11 protein-coding genes are annotated in these 14,459 nt (G+C 60.5%); 5 read left to right on the top strand and 6 right to left on the bottom strand.

Features of this window, described 5'->3' with window-relative positions:
- Positions 1-102: 102 nt before the first annotated feature.
- Positions 103-1,271 (top strand): IS3 family transposase gene (locus IOD40_RS18865; protein WP_198478254.1). Its coding sequence is split into 2 segments (ribosomal slippage): positions 103-367 and positions 367-1,271, totalling 1,170 coding nucleotides; the frame shifts between segments, so codons are not numbered across the junction.
- A gap of 165 nt (positions 1,272-1,436) precedes the next feature.
- On the top strand, positions 1,437-2,642 hold the full coding sequence (gltS, locus tag IOD40_RS18860; protein ID WP_198478253.1) for a sodium/glutamate symporter: 1,206 nt from the start codon (positions 1,437-1,439) through the stop codon (positions 2,640-2,642).
- Positions 2,643-2,679: 37 nt separating this feature from the next.
- Here gltS and IOD40_RS18855 read toward each other — a convergent pair whose 3' ends face one another.
- The 3 genes from IOD40_RS18855 to IOD40_RS18845 all read right to left on the bottom strand — a co-directional run bounded on the left by IOD40_RS18855 (position 2,680) and on the right by IOD40_RS18845 (position 4,401).
- Complete coding sequence (locus IOD40_RS18855) at positions 2,680-3,327, bottom strand: DUF924 family protein (RefSeq protein WP_198478252.1); 648 nt, start codon at positions 3,325-3,327, stop codon at positions 2,680-2,682.
- Positions 3,328-3,428: 101 nt separating this feature from the next.
- Positions 3,429-3,677 (bottom strand): hypothetical protein, encoded by a 249-nt coding sequence (locus IOD40_RS18850; protein ID WP_233714054.1) that lies wholly within the window; start codon positions 3,675-3,677, stop codon positions 3,429-3,431.
- A 445-nt stretch (positions 3,678-4,122) separates the two neighbouring features.
- The gene (locus tag IOD40_RS18845) at positions 4,123-4,401 is read right to left on the bottom strand and encodes a c-type cytochrome (protein WP_233714057.1); all 279 of its coding nucleotides are present in this window, start codon (positions 4,399-4,401) and stop codon (positions 4,123-4,125) included.
- 339 nt (positions 4,402-4,740) lie between these two features.
- Between IOD40_RS18845 and IOD40_RS18840 the strand changes: the two genes are divergently transcribed.
- Complete coding sequence (locus IOD40_RS18840; RefSeq protein ID WP_198478251.1) at positions 4,741-7,128, top strand: phosphoketolase family protein; 2,388 nt, start codon at positions 4,741-4,743, stop codon at positions 7,126-7,128.
- Between the two features lie 29 nt (positions 7,129-7,157).
- Here IOD40_RS18840 and IOD40_RS18835 read toward each other — a convergent pair whose 3' ends face one another.
- Positions 7,158-8,927: an acetate/propionate family kinase gene (locus IOD40_RS18835; RefSeq protein ID WP_198478250.1), complete on the bottom strand. Its 1,770-nt coding sequence runs from the start codon at positions 8,925-8,927 to the stop codon at positions 7,158-7,160.
- Between the two features lie 575 nt (positions 8,928-9,502).
- Here IOD40_RS18835 and IOD40_RS18830 point away from each other — a divergent pair.
- Entirely contained in the window at positions 9,503-11,467 is a 1,965-nt protein-coding gene (locus IOD40_RS18830) for a heavy metal translocating P-type ATPase (protein ID WP_198478270.1), read from the top strand.
- Positions 11,468-11,727: 260 nt separating this feature from the next.
- Complete coding sequence (locus IOD40_RS18825; protein ID WP_198478249.1) at positions 11,728-12,021, top strand: DUF6538 domain-containing protein; 294 nt, start codon at positions 11,728-11,730, stop codon at positions 12,019-12,021.
- 1,115 nt (positions 12,022-13,136) lie between these two features.
- On the opposite strand, the gene IOD40_RS18820 is transcribed toward IOD40_RS18825, so the two are convergent.
- Together IOD40_RS18820 and IOD40_RS18815 are read right to left on the bottom strand one after the other, a co-directional pair.
- Positions 13,137-13,790, bottom strand: coding sequence for a sigma 54-interacting transcriptional regulator (locus IOD40_RS18820; protein ID WP_198478248.1), 654 nt, complete (start codon positions 13,788-13,790; stop codon positions 13,137-13,139).
- Between the two features lie 237 nt (positions 13,791-14,027).
- Positions 14,028-14,453, bottom strand: coding sequence for a universal stress protein (locus IOD40_RS18815; RefSeq protein WP_198478247.1), 426 nt, complete (start codon positions 14,451-14,453; stop codon positions 14,028-14,030).
- Between the last annotated feature and the right edge of the window lie 6 nt (positions 14,454-14,459).

Raw genomic sequence — 14,459 nt, 5'->3', positions numbered from 1 at the left:
GTACGAAAGAACCCCATGGCATTCTGGTCGAACTGGTTTGGTCTGCCCCCTGAAAAGTGGTCCTCCCTGAAGTAGGCTATTGAGCCGTAGGAGGACGTTGGAATGCCCCAGAAGAAGCACAAACCCGAAGAGATCGTGGCGAAGCTGCGCCAAGTCGATGTTCTGTTGTCGCAAGGTCGTTCTGTCGGAGAAGCGGTCCGTTTGATCGGCGTGACGCAGTTTACGTATTACCGGTGGCGCAAGGAGTTCGGTGGCCTGAAGGGTGACCAGGTGAAGCGGCTGAAGGAGCTCGAGAAAGAGAATGACCGGCTGCGCAAGGCGGTCTCGGACCTGACACTCGAGAAGCTGATCCTGAAAGAGGCTGCTTCGGGAAACTTCTGAGCCCCGCTCGCCGTCGCCGTTGCGTCGATCGTGTCATGGCGAAGTTCTCCGTCTCGGAGCGGTTTGCCTGCAAGGTTCTCGGCCAGCATCGTTCGACCCAGCGCAAAAAGCCGCAAGGCCGGCCCGATGAAGAGGCGTTGACCTCCGACATCATCCGGCTCGCTTCCCGGTATGGGCGCTACGGCTATCGCAGGATCACGGCGATGCTGCGGTCTGAAGGCTGGACGGTGAACGCCAAGCGTGTCGAACGGATCTGGCGGCGGGAGGGGCTGAAGGTTCCCCAGAAGCAACCGAAGAGGGGGCGGCTCTGGTTGAATGACGGATCGTGCATCCGGCTTCGACCCGAGCATCCAAACCATGTCTGGTCCTATGACTTCGTCGAGGGTCGGACCCACGATGGCAGGAGATTCCGCATGCTCAACATCATCGACGAGTTCACCAGGGAATGCCTTGCAATCCGCATCGATCGCAAGCTCAACTCGACCGACGTCATCGACGCCCTGTCGGACCTGTTCATCCTGCGTGGTGTGCCCGGCCATGTCCGTTCCGACAACGGCCCGGAGTTCATCGCCAAGGCTGTACGGGAGTGGATCGTAGCCGTCGGCGCAAAGACAGCGTTCATCGAACCTGGAAGCCCTTGGGAGAACGGCTACTGCGAGAGCTTCAACTCGAAGCTCCGCGACGAACTGCTCGACGGTGAGATCTTCTACAGCCTCGCCGAGGCCAAGATCATCATCGAAGCCTGGCGGCGGTACTACAACACCGAGAGGCCACACTCGTCGCTTGGATACAAGCCACCGGCACCCGAGGCCATCATCTGGCCGGCGCCAGCAAGCGGAGCAGCACCGTCATCTGCCCAGGCAATAGCCCCAAGGCCGATCATGAACTAAGATTGAAACCGGACCACCCTATGGGGTCAGGCCATGTTTGTGCCGTGCGGGATGTGAGAAGGATGATCGAGGGATGAGCGAGCCGCATAGCTATATTGACGAAGAGCGTCCCGCACTGCATCGTGCTGCATTGCCCTCATCTGCACAAACTTCCCTGAGGTACTATTGGTCGAGATCGATGGTTTTTTCTCGTTCACGATCGCGATCCTGCTCCTCCTCAGCGGCAAGATACTGACGCTCAACGCTGAAATCCTGCGTCGCTACTCGGTGCCAGAGCCAGTCGTCGGGGGTCTTGCCTGTGCAGCTTTTGTCAGCTTCCTCTATTTCGTCCTGGGCCGCGAAATCCGCTTCACACTCGATGCCAGGGACTTCCTTCTGCTCGTCTTCTTTGCTGGGATAGGGCTCAAGTCCGATGTTCGCACCCTCCGAAGCGGCGGGAGCCCACTTGCAATCCTGGTCCTCCTGGCGGCAGGTTTTCTGATTGTGCAGAACTTGGCGGGAATGGGGATGGCAACGATTTTTGGCCACGATCCTCGCGCCGGGCTGATGACCGGATCCATCTCCCTGACAGGAGGTGTTGGCACTACTCTTGCCTGGGCACCGTTTTTCGTCGAAACGCTAGGAATCGACAATGCCCTGGAACTCGGCGTCGCATCGAACACCGTAGGCTTGATCGCAGCCTGTTTGATCGGCGGACCAATCGCCACCTTCCTCATCCGCCGCCATCGGATAGTGACCTCTGGTGACATACGGCTCGACATTGGCGCACCGCACGAGGAGCCTGCCCCGAAGCTTGATTATTTCAGTGTCCTTTGGGCCATGTTAGGGCTCAACGTCGCTATTATACTGGGTTTGCTCATCGACCGGTCGATCGCAGCGATGGAGTTCACATTACCGACCTTCGTGAGCTGCCTGATCGCAGGCATCGTGGTGCGCAACACCACGCCTGGCATCGTCAACAAGTCACTTCACCGCCATTGGCCAAGCATCCAGCAGGGATTAAGTTTGATAGGGGATATCGCTCTCGGGCTCTTCCTCACCATGGCGTTGATGAGTCTGCAACTATGGGCATTGAGCGGTTTCCTCGGCTTTATCCTTACGGTTCTCGCGCTTCAGATCCTGCTTACGGTCGCTTACACAATACTGGTCGTGTTCCGGGCAATGGGTAAAGACTACGAAGCCGCCGTTATCGCGGCAAGTTTTGGCGGAATCTCGCTTGGATCGACCGCGACGGCCATTGCGAACATGACCGCTGTCACCCAGGTGCATGGCGCGGCGCACAAGGCTTTTGTCATCGTTCCACTCGTCGGCGGGTTCTTCATCGATCTCATCAACGCGGTAGTTGTCTCGACTATGGTGGGGTTCTCTTGAAAAAAGTCCGCAGGGTGAGCGCTCTCTCACCGGCGGTTCATTGAAATGCCCGTTCATGCGGAAAATCGCCCTTTTGCAAATAGGCTTCTTCTGCAGGAGTGGATACCCGACCGAGAACGCGATTGCGGTGAGGATGACGACCGAAAGCTTCGATCACTTCTTTTACGTCCTGTGCCTGTTTCACCAGTGACTGGTAGATCGGCTGTAATGGCTTTGGTGCTTCTGCAGCGACTTCCTCGCGCAGGCCGATAAGTCGTCTGATGCGTGCAAGGTGATCCGGCCCCTCGCAATGACCGAGCGGTAGGCCGTGAACGATCTTGAACCATGGGGTTGGCAGGGCAGTATAATGACCATTCGCCAACCCATCCAGTGAAAGCTCCAGTGCCGCCGGGTCGTGAGCGAAGGCGCGTGGAGTGCCGCGCCAGACCGAGCGCGAAAATTGATCCAGCAATATGATGAGTGCGAGCCTTCCTTCAGGATCGGTGGCCCAGTGATCAAGATTGCCAGCCGCAGCTTGTGCGGTCATGTCTGAAAAGCGGGCGATGACCTCGCGGTCCGCGCAGCCTCGCATCCGCCAGAACCAATGTTCCCGGTGGGCGTTCAATGCGATTGCCGCGGAGCTTCCCTCGGGGAACCAGAACTGAAGAACCTCGTCCCAGGGTTGTTCGTGGGGGTGAGTATTCATGTCCGCATCTCCGTCAAATCATTCCTGCCGTACATTATGTACCTTATCGAAAGTTCCATCCCCGCGCCGGTGGGCGCGGGGAGACTCGTCATGAACAACAATTACGTCCTGGCGGCCGCGGCGGACGCCTGCGTTTCCCGACTGATGGCCGCGCGCCGGGCCGCCTTCGGCACCCGCAGCAGCCGCATGCCATTGGCGATGACGATCAGCACCGACAACTGATGCACCAGCATGCCGCCCGCCATATGAATGTCGCCCGAGAACACACCGGCCAGCAGTCCGGCGACGGTCACCAGAGCGATCACCAGATTCTGGCGCATATTGCCAAGTGTCGCACGCGAGATCGCCATGGCCTCGGGGATCTTGCCGAGATCATCGTTGAGGAGCGCAATATCGGCGGTCTCGATGGCAACATCGCTGCCCGCGGTCGTTGCCGCGGTAGGTTTCGACCTCAGGTTGGCTCATTGAGCGCTCTCCTTAACCGTGTCGATCAGCCTTGCAGGCGAAAACTATCACATTGGACGGCAATAGTATGTATGCCGCATGAAGGATCAGCCTTGAGGCAGGTAGTGACTGACAGCGGGGAATGAGACTGTAGCATTGGCAATAGCGGCCGTCGGTATCGAAGATCGCATGTTCGAGTACCGGAAGCCAAAGCCAGTTGCATTGCATCAACCGCAGGAGCGGCCGGCGCGGAGACATCTGCGCGGAGGCCGACGCGCAGGCCTCGAAGCCGACCGCTATAATAGTGGCGCAAGCCCATCCGACAGTCTTGCGATCCGAGCCATGATCTAATCAGTTGAGGCTGCTTATATAGTCAAGGATTGCGTCGATCTGGTCGGGTGTCGCCACGAACTCTGGCATGTCAGGGTGCCCTGTAGATATGCCTTCGGCAAAGGCTTCCTCCAGCGCATCGATAGGGTAACGCTGTGAAAGCGTCCGGAAGGGCGGCGCATCCGCATGCTCGCTTTTGCTTGTTCGATCGATCGCGTGGCAGCGCGCGCAGTTCAACTCCGCCAGCGCCTTCCCTTGGGCAAGGTCATCGGCATAGGCGAATGCTGGGCCGAGAGTCATCAGCACCGCTAACCAGGCCATTCCGACCATCGTTCTGGACATGGGGTCGTTTCCTCCCTGTCGATAGCTGTTTCATTCTGATACCATGGAGGGTAGCGCGTGGCGAACAGACGCACACGTCAGATTTCGATAAGTCTTGGCTGTGCGATACTCGGTGGGAGGATTCTGATCTGTTGCGCTGAGACCTGGTGGGTGATTGACGTCATCGGGCCAAAAGTAGGCGACCGTGGCGAGTCCCGTTGGGTGTTCGAGGCCGCAGAGGCGGTACAGCTAATCATGACCGGCCGGCGAGGCCACCGACGAACGGTTTGTGGCAGAAACTGGATTACGGAGCTCGGTATGGCGGAACTGGATGACACGCAACTGGGGTTGATGGACCGCTACTGGCGCGCGGCCAACTACCTGTCGGTCGGCCAGATATATCTCATGGACAATCCCCTGCTGCGTCAGCCGTTGAAGGCGGAGCACGTGAAGCCGCGGCTTCTCGGTCACTGGGGCACGACGCCCGGCCTCAACTTCATTTACGTGCATCTGAATCGAGCCATCAGGGAGCGCGGCACAGACATCCTCTACATCTGTGGTCCCGGCCACGGCGGGCCTGCAATGGTCGCCAACACCTATCTCGAGGGCTCGTACAGCGAGATCTATCCGGAGATCACGCAGGATGAAAAAGGATTGCGGGAGCTTTTCCGGCAGTTCTCATTCCCGGGCGGCGTGCCCAGCCACGTCGCCCCAGAGACGCCCGGTTCCATCCACGAGGGAGGCGAACTCGGCTACGCTCTTGTCCATGCCTTCGGTGCCGCTTTCGACAATCCCGACCTGACCGTCGCCTGCGTGGTCGGCGACGGGGAAGCTGAGACAGGCCCGCTGGCGGCCGCCTGGCACTCCAACAAGTTTCTAAATCCGCATGTCGATGGCGCGGTCCTGCCGATCCTGCATCTTAACGGCTACAAGATCGCCAATCCCACTTTGTTGGCGCGCATGCTGAACGCGGAACTGCGAGATCTCTTCAGAGGCTACGGCTACGAGCCGCTCTTCGTCGAGGGCCATGAGCCGATACCGATGCACCGCGCCATGGCGGCGTCGGTGGACTTGGCCATGGATCGTATTCGCGACATTCAGCGAGAAGCGCGGAAGGAAGGCTGGTCCGGCGAGCGCCCGCGCTGGCCGATGATCATCCTGCGCAGCCCGAAAGGCTGGACCGGACCGAAGGAGGTCGACGGGAAACGAGTGGAGGACTTCTGGCGCTCGCATCAGGTCCCGGTGTCGAATGCACGCGGCGATGCTGCTCACCGCAAGATCCTAGCGGAGTGGCTGCGCAGCTATCGACCACAGGAGCTGTTCGACGAGCAAGGTCGCTTCCGGCCGGAGATTGCCGCATTGGCTCCTGAAGGCGAGAAGCGCATGGGTTCGCTTCCGCATGCCAATGGTGGCCTCCTGAAGAAAGACCTCGTCCTGCCCGACTGGAAGAGCTTAGCGCTCGAGATCGGCCGACCGGGCGAGACGATCGCCGAGGCGACCCGCTTGATGGGAGCTTATCTGCGTGAGGTCTTGCGCCTCAATGCGGAGGCGCGGAATTTCCGCCTCATGGGTCCGGACGAGACCGCTTCGAACAGGCTCGACGCCGTCTTCGAGGTGACGGACCGGGTCTGGATGGAAAAGATCGAGCCCTACGACGTGCACCTCGCGCGCGAGGGCCGGGTGATGGAGGTTCTGTCGGAGCATCTTTGCCAAGGGTGGCTGGAGGGTTACCTGCTGACCGGGCGGCATGGCCTGTTCTCCTGTTACGAGGCCTTCATCCACATCGTGGATTCTATGGTCAATCAGCATGCCAAATGGCTCAAGGTCTCCGCCGAGTTGCCGTGGCGCAAGCCGATCGCGTCGCTCAACTATCTTCTGACCTCGCATGTCTGGCGCCAGGACCACAACGGCTTCAGCCACCAGGATCCGGGCTTCGCCGACTTCGTCGCCAACAAGAAGGCCGACACCGTCCGCCTCTATTTTCCTCCGGATGCCAACACCCTGCTCTGGGTCACCGACCACTGCCTGAGAACCTGGAACCGGATCAACGTGATCACGGCCGGCAAGCAGCCTCAGCCGCAATGGCTCACCGCCGAGCAGGCGGAACGCCATTGCGAGGCGGGCGCCGGGATTTGGGAATGGGCTTCCACATGCCCGGCTGGCGAGGAGCCCGATGTGGTAATGGCCTGCTGCGGCGACGTGCCGACACTGGAAATTCTCGCCGCCGTCGATCTGCTGCGGCGCGAGCTACCCGATCTCCGGATCAGGATTGTCAATGTCGTCGACCTGATGACGCTGCAATCTCACACCACCCACCCGCACGGATTCACGGACGATGAATTCGACGTTCTCTTCACAAAGGACAGGCCCGTGATCTTCGCCTATCACGGCTATCCGTACCTCATTCATCGCCTGACCTATAAGCGGACCAACCACGACAATTTCCACGTCCACGGGTTCCAGGAAGAAGGCACGACCACTACCCCCTTCGACATGGCAGTCATGAACGAGCTCGACCGCTTCCATCTGGTCATGGCCGCGGTCAGGCGGCTGCCGAATCCTGGCATGGGCGGCGAACGAGTGGTCGAGCTGTGCGAGCAAGCGCTGGCCGAGCACGCGTCGTATGTCCAGCAATACGGTGAGGACATGCCTGAGATCCGGGAATGGAGCTGGCCCTATAAGACTGCCGCCTATGCGGGAGATTGATGGCGTCCGACGACAGCCACTCCGTTGCGTCAAACCTGTACCAGTTCGCCCGTTGCGGCGACTTCGATGCCTGCGGCATTAGCCTCGTCGGTGTCGATATGCACTTCCGTGAAAGAGTCCTTGCGCACACGCACCAGCGTCCGGCCGAAAGTGAGGGCGCGATCGTCGTCGCTGACGCGGACGTCGACATACTCCCCATCCTGAATGCCGAGCCGCGCCGCATCGGCGGGATTGGTATGGATGTGCCTGGCCGCGATAATCAGGCCATCGGTGGTGAAGCTTCCGGCAGGCCCCTCGATCGTGACCTGCGGTGTAGCTTCGAGCCTGCCGCTGTCGCGCACCGGCACGTCGATGCCGAGTGCGAAGCTGTCGGTGCGCGACACTTCGATCTGCGTGCGTTGGCGCAGCGGTCCGAGGATCGCTACACGTTCGAGCCTGCCCTTGGGCCCAATGAGCGTGACCCGTTCCCTTGCGGCCCAATGACCCGGCTGTCGCAGCGGTATCGCATGATCGAGCAAGTAGCCGTTGCCGAACAGCGCATCGACCGCCTCGCGGGACAGGTGGACGTGCCTGGCCGAGACCGCGATCGGTAGGCGCAACGCGCCCCCTGGCTTTCCGTCAGCGAGCGCTGCCGCCGTCTCGCGGGCGATCATGAGCTGTTCCGCCGTCTCTGTCACGAAGACGCGGACTCGGGAGCCGTACGCCTGGATCTGCGGCGCCGCATGGTCTGACAGGTTCACGGCCATGTTGCGGTCGTGGTCGAGTTGCAGGCCCATGAAGTCCAGCCCGTCGCAGATGCGCCGGCGCATCGACGGAGAGTTCTCGCCGACCCCCCCGGTGAAGACGACCGCGTCCAGCCCTCCCATGGCCGCCGCATACGCCCCGACATACTTCCTGGCGCGGTAGGCGTAGATCTCGATCGCCAGCTGGGCGTGGGGGTCCCCTTTCGAAGCCCTCTCTTCGATGTCGCGCATGTCAGACGAGCCTGCCAGTCCCTTCAGCCCGCTATCTTCGTAGAGGGCATCCTCGATCTCCTGCACCGAAAGCTGAAGTTCGCGCGACAGGAAGCCAAATGCGCCGGGGTCGACATCTCCGGAGCGGGTTCCCATCACCAGACCCTCAAGCGGCGTCATGCCCATCGAGCTGTCCATGCTGTTTCCGCGGTTGACGGCGCAGACGCTTGCCCCGTTGCCGAGATGGATACTGACAAGCTGGAGGTCGGAGAGCGGTCGGCCGATCTCTTCGGCCGCCCTATAGGCCACATATTTGTGAGAGGTACCATGAAACCCGTAGCGGCGCAGACCGGCATCCCGCCACTTCGCCGGCACCGCATAGGTGTTCGCAAAGGCTGGGTTGCCAAGATGGAAGGCTGTGTCGAATACGGCCACCTGTCGTACATCCGGCCAAAGTCCGCGGCAGAGCCTGACTGCCTCCAGGTTCGCCGGGTTGTGCAGCGGAGCCAGCGGCGTCAAGGACTCTATGGCCTCGACCGTTTCGTCGTCCAACAGTGTCGGCGAGGTAAACCTTGCGCCGCCATGGACGATCCTGTGCCCGACAGCGTCGATTGCGTCGAGCCCGAACCGCTTCAGCGCGGCCGGAACCCCTTTCAGCGCTTCGCCGGGACTATCGAATTCGGCCGCACCCTGCTCGTCGGTTTCTCTATGGCGGAAGCGGTATTCGCATCCTCCCGCCCGAAAGCGCTCGTAAGAACCCCTGAAGACCTCACGTGTCTCCGTGCCGACTCCGAAGACGCCGAACTTGAGACTGGAACTGCCGGCGTTGAAAACGAGTACCTGCATTCGTTGTTCCCTTGTGATTTGGTGGTTTCGACGTAGTCTCATCCGTGTCACTGGCAATGATAGCTCGCCAACCTGATCTTGTTGTATAAGGTGCCGATTGCCTAGAGGGAGCGCGCCAATGCCAGCCCGGCGAGGAGATCGGCGAAGAAGTGCACGATGAGGGAAGATCAGGTCTGCCGTGTCGGAAAAGGACGTGGCGAACGGCGTCGTGAACGAGGTCATCTCGGACACGGCAATGAGCCGGCCGGGACGCGCCACAACCTGAAAATAGCGGCGACGAGCCGCTCAAACTTTATACCCTTTACAGTCCTCCGGAGCATGTTGATGGCGTTGTCCACCGAACCAAGAGCGATGCCCACGCTTCCCACGAAAACTTCGGCCGCAAGACGGCCGAACAGTAGTTCATTCTTACCGACGCCTTCGATGGAGATCGTCGTCGCTCACCGACGATTACCCATTGTCGCTGGGCGCTCGGCAAGTGCGGCAGCGTCGCTGGACCTGCGGTGCAGTTCCAGTGTGAGGCTATACCCAGACCAGGAGACAAAGTGAGCAAACTATTTAATCTTGATCGTGCGATGATACTGACGGCCCTCACCGTCCTGGGGATGCTCCTGGCCACGCTCGCGCTATGGCCTCTTCAAGGCAACGTCGCCGCTTTTTTCTCGGTCACAGGTCTGTCGCTGGTTTATCTGTCTGGAGGGCTCCCGGCCGCATGGCGAGCCGCCGTCACCTTGTGGGAAGAGCGTATACTCGACATCGACCTTCTGATGGTGGTTGCGGCCGTCGCGGCTGCGGCGGTCGGCGCACCCTTCGAGGGTGCGGTTCTGCTGACGCTTTTCAGTATTTCGACCACGCTGGAGGAACGGGCGCTCGGCCGCGCGCGCCGCGCCATCCAGGCGTTGATGGAACTGCGTCCCGAGACCGCGTTAAGGCGTGGCTCGGACGGAACGGTATCCGAAGTACCTGCCGCCGATCTCGAAGTGGATGATGTCGTGGTGCTGCGACCGGGCGCGCGCGTTCCTGCGGACGGTGTGATTGTCGGCGGTCGCGGCTCGCTGGATGAGGCAAACATCACCGGCGAGTCGATGCCGGTCTCCAAGGAGCCTGGCGCACAAGTCTTTGAGGCGACCGTTAACCTCGACGGTGTGCTCGAGGTGACCGTGACGAGGACGGTCGAGGAAAGCACCGTTGCACGTATGATTGCGCTCGTGACGGAGGCGCAGGCGGCTAAGGCACCATCCGAACGCTTTAGCGCGTGGTTCGGGCAGCGCTACACGGTGGCGGTGATGGCCGGAGCAATCTTGGCTTTCGCGGCCTTTTATTGGCTGGGGCGCAACTGGGAGGAAGCTCTCTACCGGTCCGCGACGTTGCTGGTGGCCGCGAGCCCGTGCGCGATCGTCATTTCCGTACCCGCTGCAATCCTGTCGGCGCTATCGGCGGCAGCGCGGGGCGGTGTGTTGTTCAAGGGCGGGGCGGCACTGGAGACACTGGCGGCAGTCGACATTTTTGCCTTCGACAAGACCGGAACACTGACGACTGGCAAAGCGTCGGTAACCGGGGTTGTGGCACTCGATGGCGATGAGCGGCTCCTCCTGTCGTCTCTTGCGGGGCTCGAGGCGTATTCCGAACACCACAGCGCGGCGGCCATTCGGCAGGAAGCTGCCAATCGAGGCATTGACCCGGTCAGAGTGATGAACGTGATCACGCGGCCGAGTGCCGGCATCGTGGGCGATGACGGTGAAGGGCAATTATGGGCCGGCAATCCGCGTCTTGCCGTCCAGATGGGCGCATCTATCGACCACCCGATGCTGAAGGCGCTGGCCGCCGACACGCAAACGGTCATCTACATGGGGCGAGGTTCGCGAGTGATGGGAGCCGTCACCATCGCCGATCAGGCTCGCAAGACGTCCGCGCCAGCTCTTGCCGCGCTGCGTGAAGGTGGGGTCAGCGAAATCGTCATGATGACCGGCGACCGCCGTCCGGTTGCCCTGCGGATAGGCCAGGAGCTGGGGTTGAAGCCCGACGAGATCCACGCCGACATGCTTCCGGAGGACAAGGTCCGGATGGTCGGCGATCGCGCAGCCAGAGGCAAGGTCGCCTTCGTCGGAGATGGCGTCAACGACGCGGCCGCGCTGGCCCGCGCTGATGTCGGAATCGCCATGGGTGCCGCAGGCTCAGACGTAGCGCTGCAGGCGGCCGATGTGGCGCTCCTGTCGGAGGACATGGGGCGGCTCGCGGATGCGCACCAGTTGGCCCGTCGCACCGCAAGGGTCATCCGGCAGAACCTTGTGTTCGCCATGGGAGCAATGGCAATTCTGGTAACCGGAGGGCTGTTCTTCCAACTCCCTCTCCCGCTCGCCGTGATCGGTCACGAAGGGGGAACGGTTCTGGTGGTGCTAAACGGCCTGCGCTTGTTGAGGGATCCCATTCGCGGGGGCGGAACGAAGCCCGCGCCAAAGACACCTGCTCATACCAATTCGACCCGACGCATTGCGCGAGAGGCATACAGCAGGAAGGTGCCAAGGCGAGCAGGTTTATAGAGCTCTGGCATGGAGAAGGTTGGACCCCAGTCCCGTTCCCTCCGCCACGGCGAACCCACTCTTCGCCAATTACGCGCAAGACGCTGTTTTCCCGACATGATTTCCTGGCTGGGAACCCAAATGAGGGTGTCTGTGCCATGGATGTATCGTCAGAAGTATCGCTGAATGTATCGCCCGAAGTATCGCTCGGGAGGACGCGTTCAGCGGCCCGGGAAGCATCCTCCAAACGTCCGCGCGGCACAGGGGCCGGACGGTACCTCGTGCGATCAGGTTCCGTTTACATCTTCCAGATTAGGGTTCCGAAGGACCTTTGCGGCCACGAGCTTCCCCTCGTCCGCGTCAGCCTCGGCGCGCTGACCGCGAGGCAGGCCCGCATCCGGGCGGACATCATGGCGGCTCATGCCCGCCTCTTCTTTGAGGGAGTGAGGACAAGAAAGTTGGCAAACGGGCAAGACGAAGACGGAGCGAGCAGCCGCAGCGAAGCTTACGGACCGGGCGCACCACAATTCACGGGTGAGACGCCGTTGGAAGTGCTGGCCGAGGCGCGTGGTTAACCGTTCGCCTGCAGGATGGCTACGTCGTCGCCACGCCCACAGCCGTAGTCGAAGAGCTCGAATTCCCCCTGAAGCATGCCGATCCGGCGGTGGCATCCCAATCCACTCTTGCAATGGATACCGCTAGGTGACCCAATCGTGCCTCTTGAAATAAGTGCGTAGGGAAATTTCGACCGTCTTCACGCACGAAGTTTCATTCACGCCGCCCTGGCTAGAACTATTGAGGTTACTAGCCCAGGAAACGAAATCCGCAAGCTCCCCGGTTGAAAGGGGAGTTTCATTCGCTGCGTGTTAGCCATGAGGTCGCGACTTCTGCAGCATCCTCTCGTCCAACGGAAATACAGGCGAAGCGCCTTAACCTCTTGCTGATTTCGAAAGAACCTTCGCGAGATTGGGCAGCGATATCGTTCAGTGGTAAGAGATCCGCGGCCGGCTAACATGGAGACGGAAGCGGCAACTGTCGGAATTGCCCAACATAAACCGATGGATCTTGGGGCTCAGGGCTGCAGGGGGTGAAGAACGTCGTTCGCCCTGCTCCACTGCAACCCGGCTTCCCGCCTCGGGGCCTTTGCCTCGGCCGCACCTGGCCCACTGCGATGCCTGCCGAAAGTTCGAGCCCGTTGCGGCAACGTGATGGTGACGCTCGCCCACCTCAGGAGCACGTGCAAATCGGCCCTGCCGATCGGAAGGTAAACTTTGCCCGGATAGGGGCTCTCAGGGCTGAAGTATCGTGCTATGTATCGCGGAAAGTATCGCTGAAGCGTTCCCGCTCTGAAAGCCAGGCGGGAAAGTAGCCTTTTGCGCCTAATTGGCGGAGAGTCCCATCCTCTCCGCCACGGCGTTTCCGACTCTTCGTCAATTACGCGCAAAACGCTATTCTCCGAACATATTCTCTCGTTAGGATCCCAAATTGGGGTATCCGTGCCATGGATGTGTCGTCAAAGGTATCGCGCGAAAACGGGCGGACTGCTGCTGGCGAATCTTCCTCGCAACGCCCACGGTCAGCAGGAGCCGGACGGTACCTCGTGTGATCGGCCGCGTCATAGAGCTCGTCTATCTCATCGCGTACAGCCTCGATCTAAGCGTGGATGGCCCACGTGGACCATTCTAGAAGCTTAGGTCCTGCCCTTGCGCTTCCATAAGGTCGTCCGGGATATCCCGAGGCTCTTCGCTGCTTCGGTCACGCGTCCGCCAGAGGCAGCAAGGGCTTTTTCGATCATTTCGGCTTCGGCACGACGGCGTGCGTCGGCTAGCGTGCGTTCTTGTTCTTGCAGCCGTTTCTCCGGAAAAATGTCCTCGGGCTGAAGTTCGGCACTGCCTGCAAACACCAAAGCTCTTTGCAGGCGATTGCGCAGTTCGCGAATTTTGCCGGGCCAGTCGTGATCCAGCAGGGCAGCCGTAGTGCGCTCGGAGAACCGATGCTCTTTTAACGTCTCCTTAGTGGCAGCGTGTAGCATGGCTGTCGCCAGATCGAGTATTTCGGACCTGCGCTCTCGCAACGGTGGGATGTGGATCTCCAGAACCGACAGGCGATAATAGAGATCATCCCGAAATTGCCGCTCTTGACGAAGTCGGGGAAGATCAGCGTTGGTTGCTGCCACGATCCTGCCTTGGAAGACTTTTTCCTTCCGGCCGCCGACGGCGCGATAACGTCCATCCTCAAGGACCCGCAACAATGCAGCCTGCAAATGCGCGTCAAGTTCCCCGATTTCGTCGAGAAAGAGTGTCCCGGTACCTGCGGCGGCCACCTGTGCGAGCAGGCTGAACACGCATCCTCAGTAGCGGCAGAGATCGGGGCGGAAGCCGAGTAGGTGCCCTAACTTTGCGAAGACGGACGTGTCCCTATCGAAGCCGGTAGTTAGATTGAGGCGATAGGCAGCTTTAGCCCCCCACAGGTGTTCACTGAAAGACCGACATGGGACTGCCGCTCGCCGGAGGGAGATCGAACACGCGTCTTTCGAGATTACCAGCTAGGCGCTGTGGTTGGTCCAGCTTGGATTCCACTGCTATCTTACAACATGCACGGACACGTTGGCATGGCGAGCCACGCGGGCGGCGTTTGGGCCTAGGAGATAATCCTCTGGCCCTGGCTTCGAGGCCAACATCACGATGAGGTCGGCCTTGCTTACCTTGGCGTAGTGGAGGATCTCGCGGTAGATTGAGCCGTGGCCGACAATATGGCGGTGTCGTAGGTCGGCCGGGACATGCGCCTTGGTGAACTCATGCAGCGCGATGTTGGCCTGCTCCATCGCCTGCTTCTCGTGCCCTTTGGGGAAAAAGCCCCCGACCAGCGACATTCCGTAGTCGGGAACCACTGTAAGGACATGGAGATTGGCACCACTGAACCGCGCCAGCTCTACGGCGGTTCGGATTGCTTTTTCTTCCGCCTTTGCCTCGCCGAGGTCGATTGAGACCAGAATGTTCTTGAACATCACTTT

Source organism: Aquamicrobium zhengzhouense, assembly GCF_016124105.1.
GTDB lineage: Bacteria > Pseudomonadota > Alphaproteobacteria > Rhizobiales > Rhizobiaceae > Aerobium > Aerobium zhengzhouense.
The sequence above is the reverse complement of the archived record's forward strand: the minus strand, read 5'-3'. Positions and strand labels throughout refer to the sequence as shown.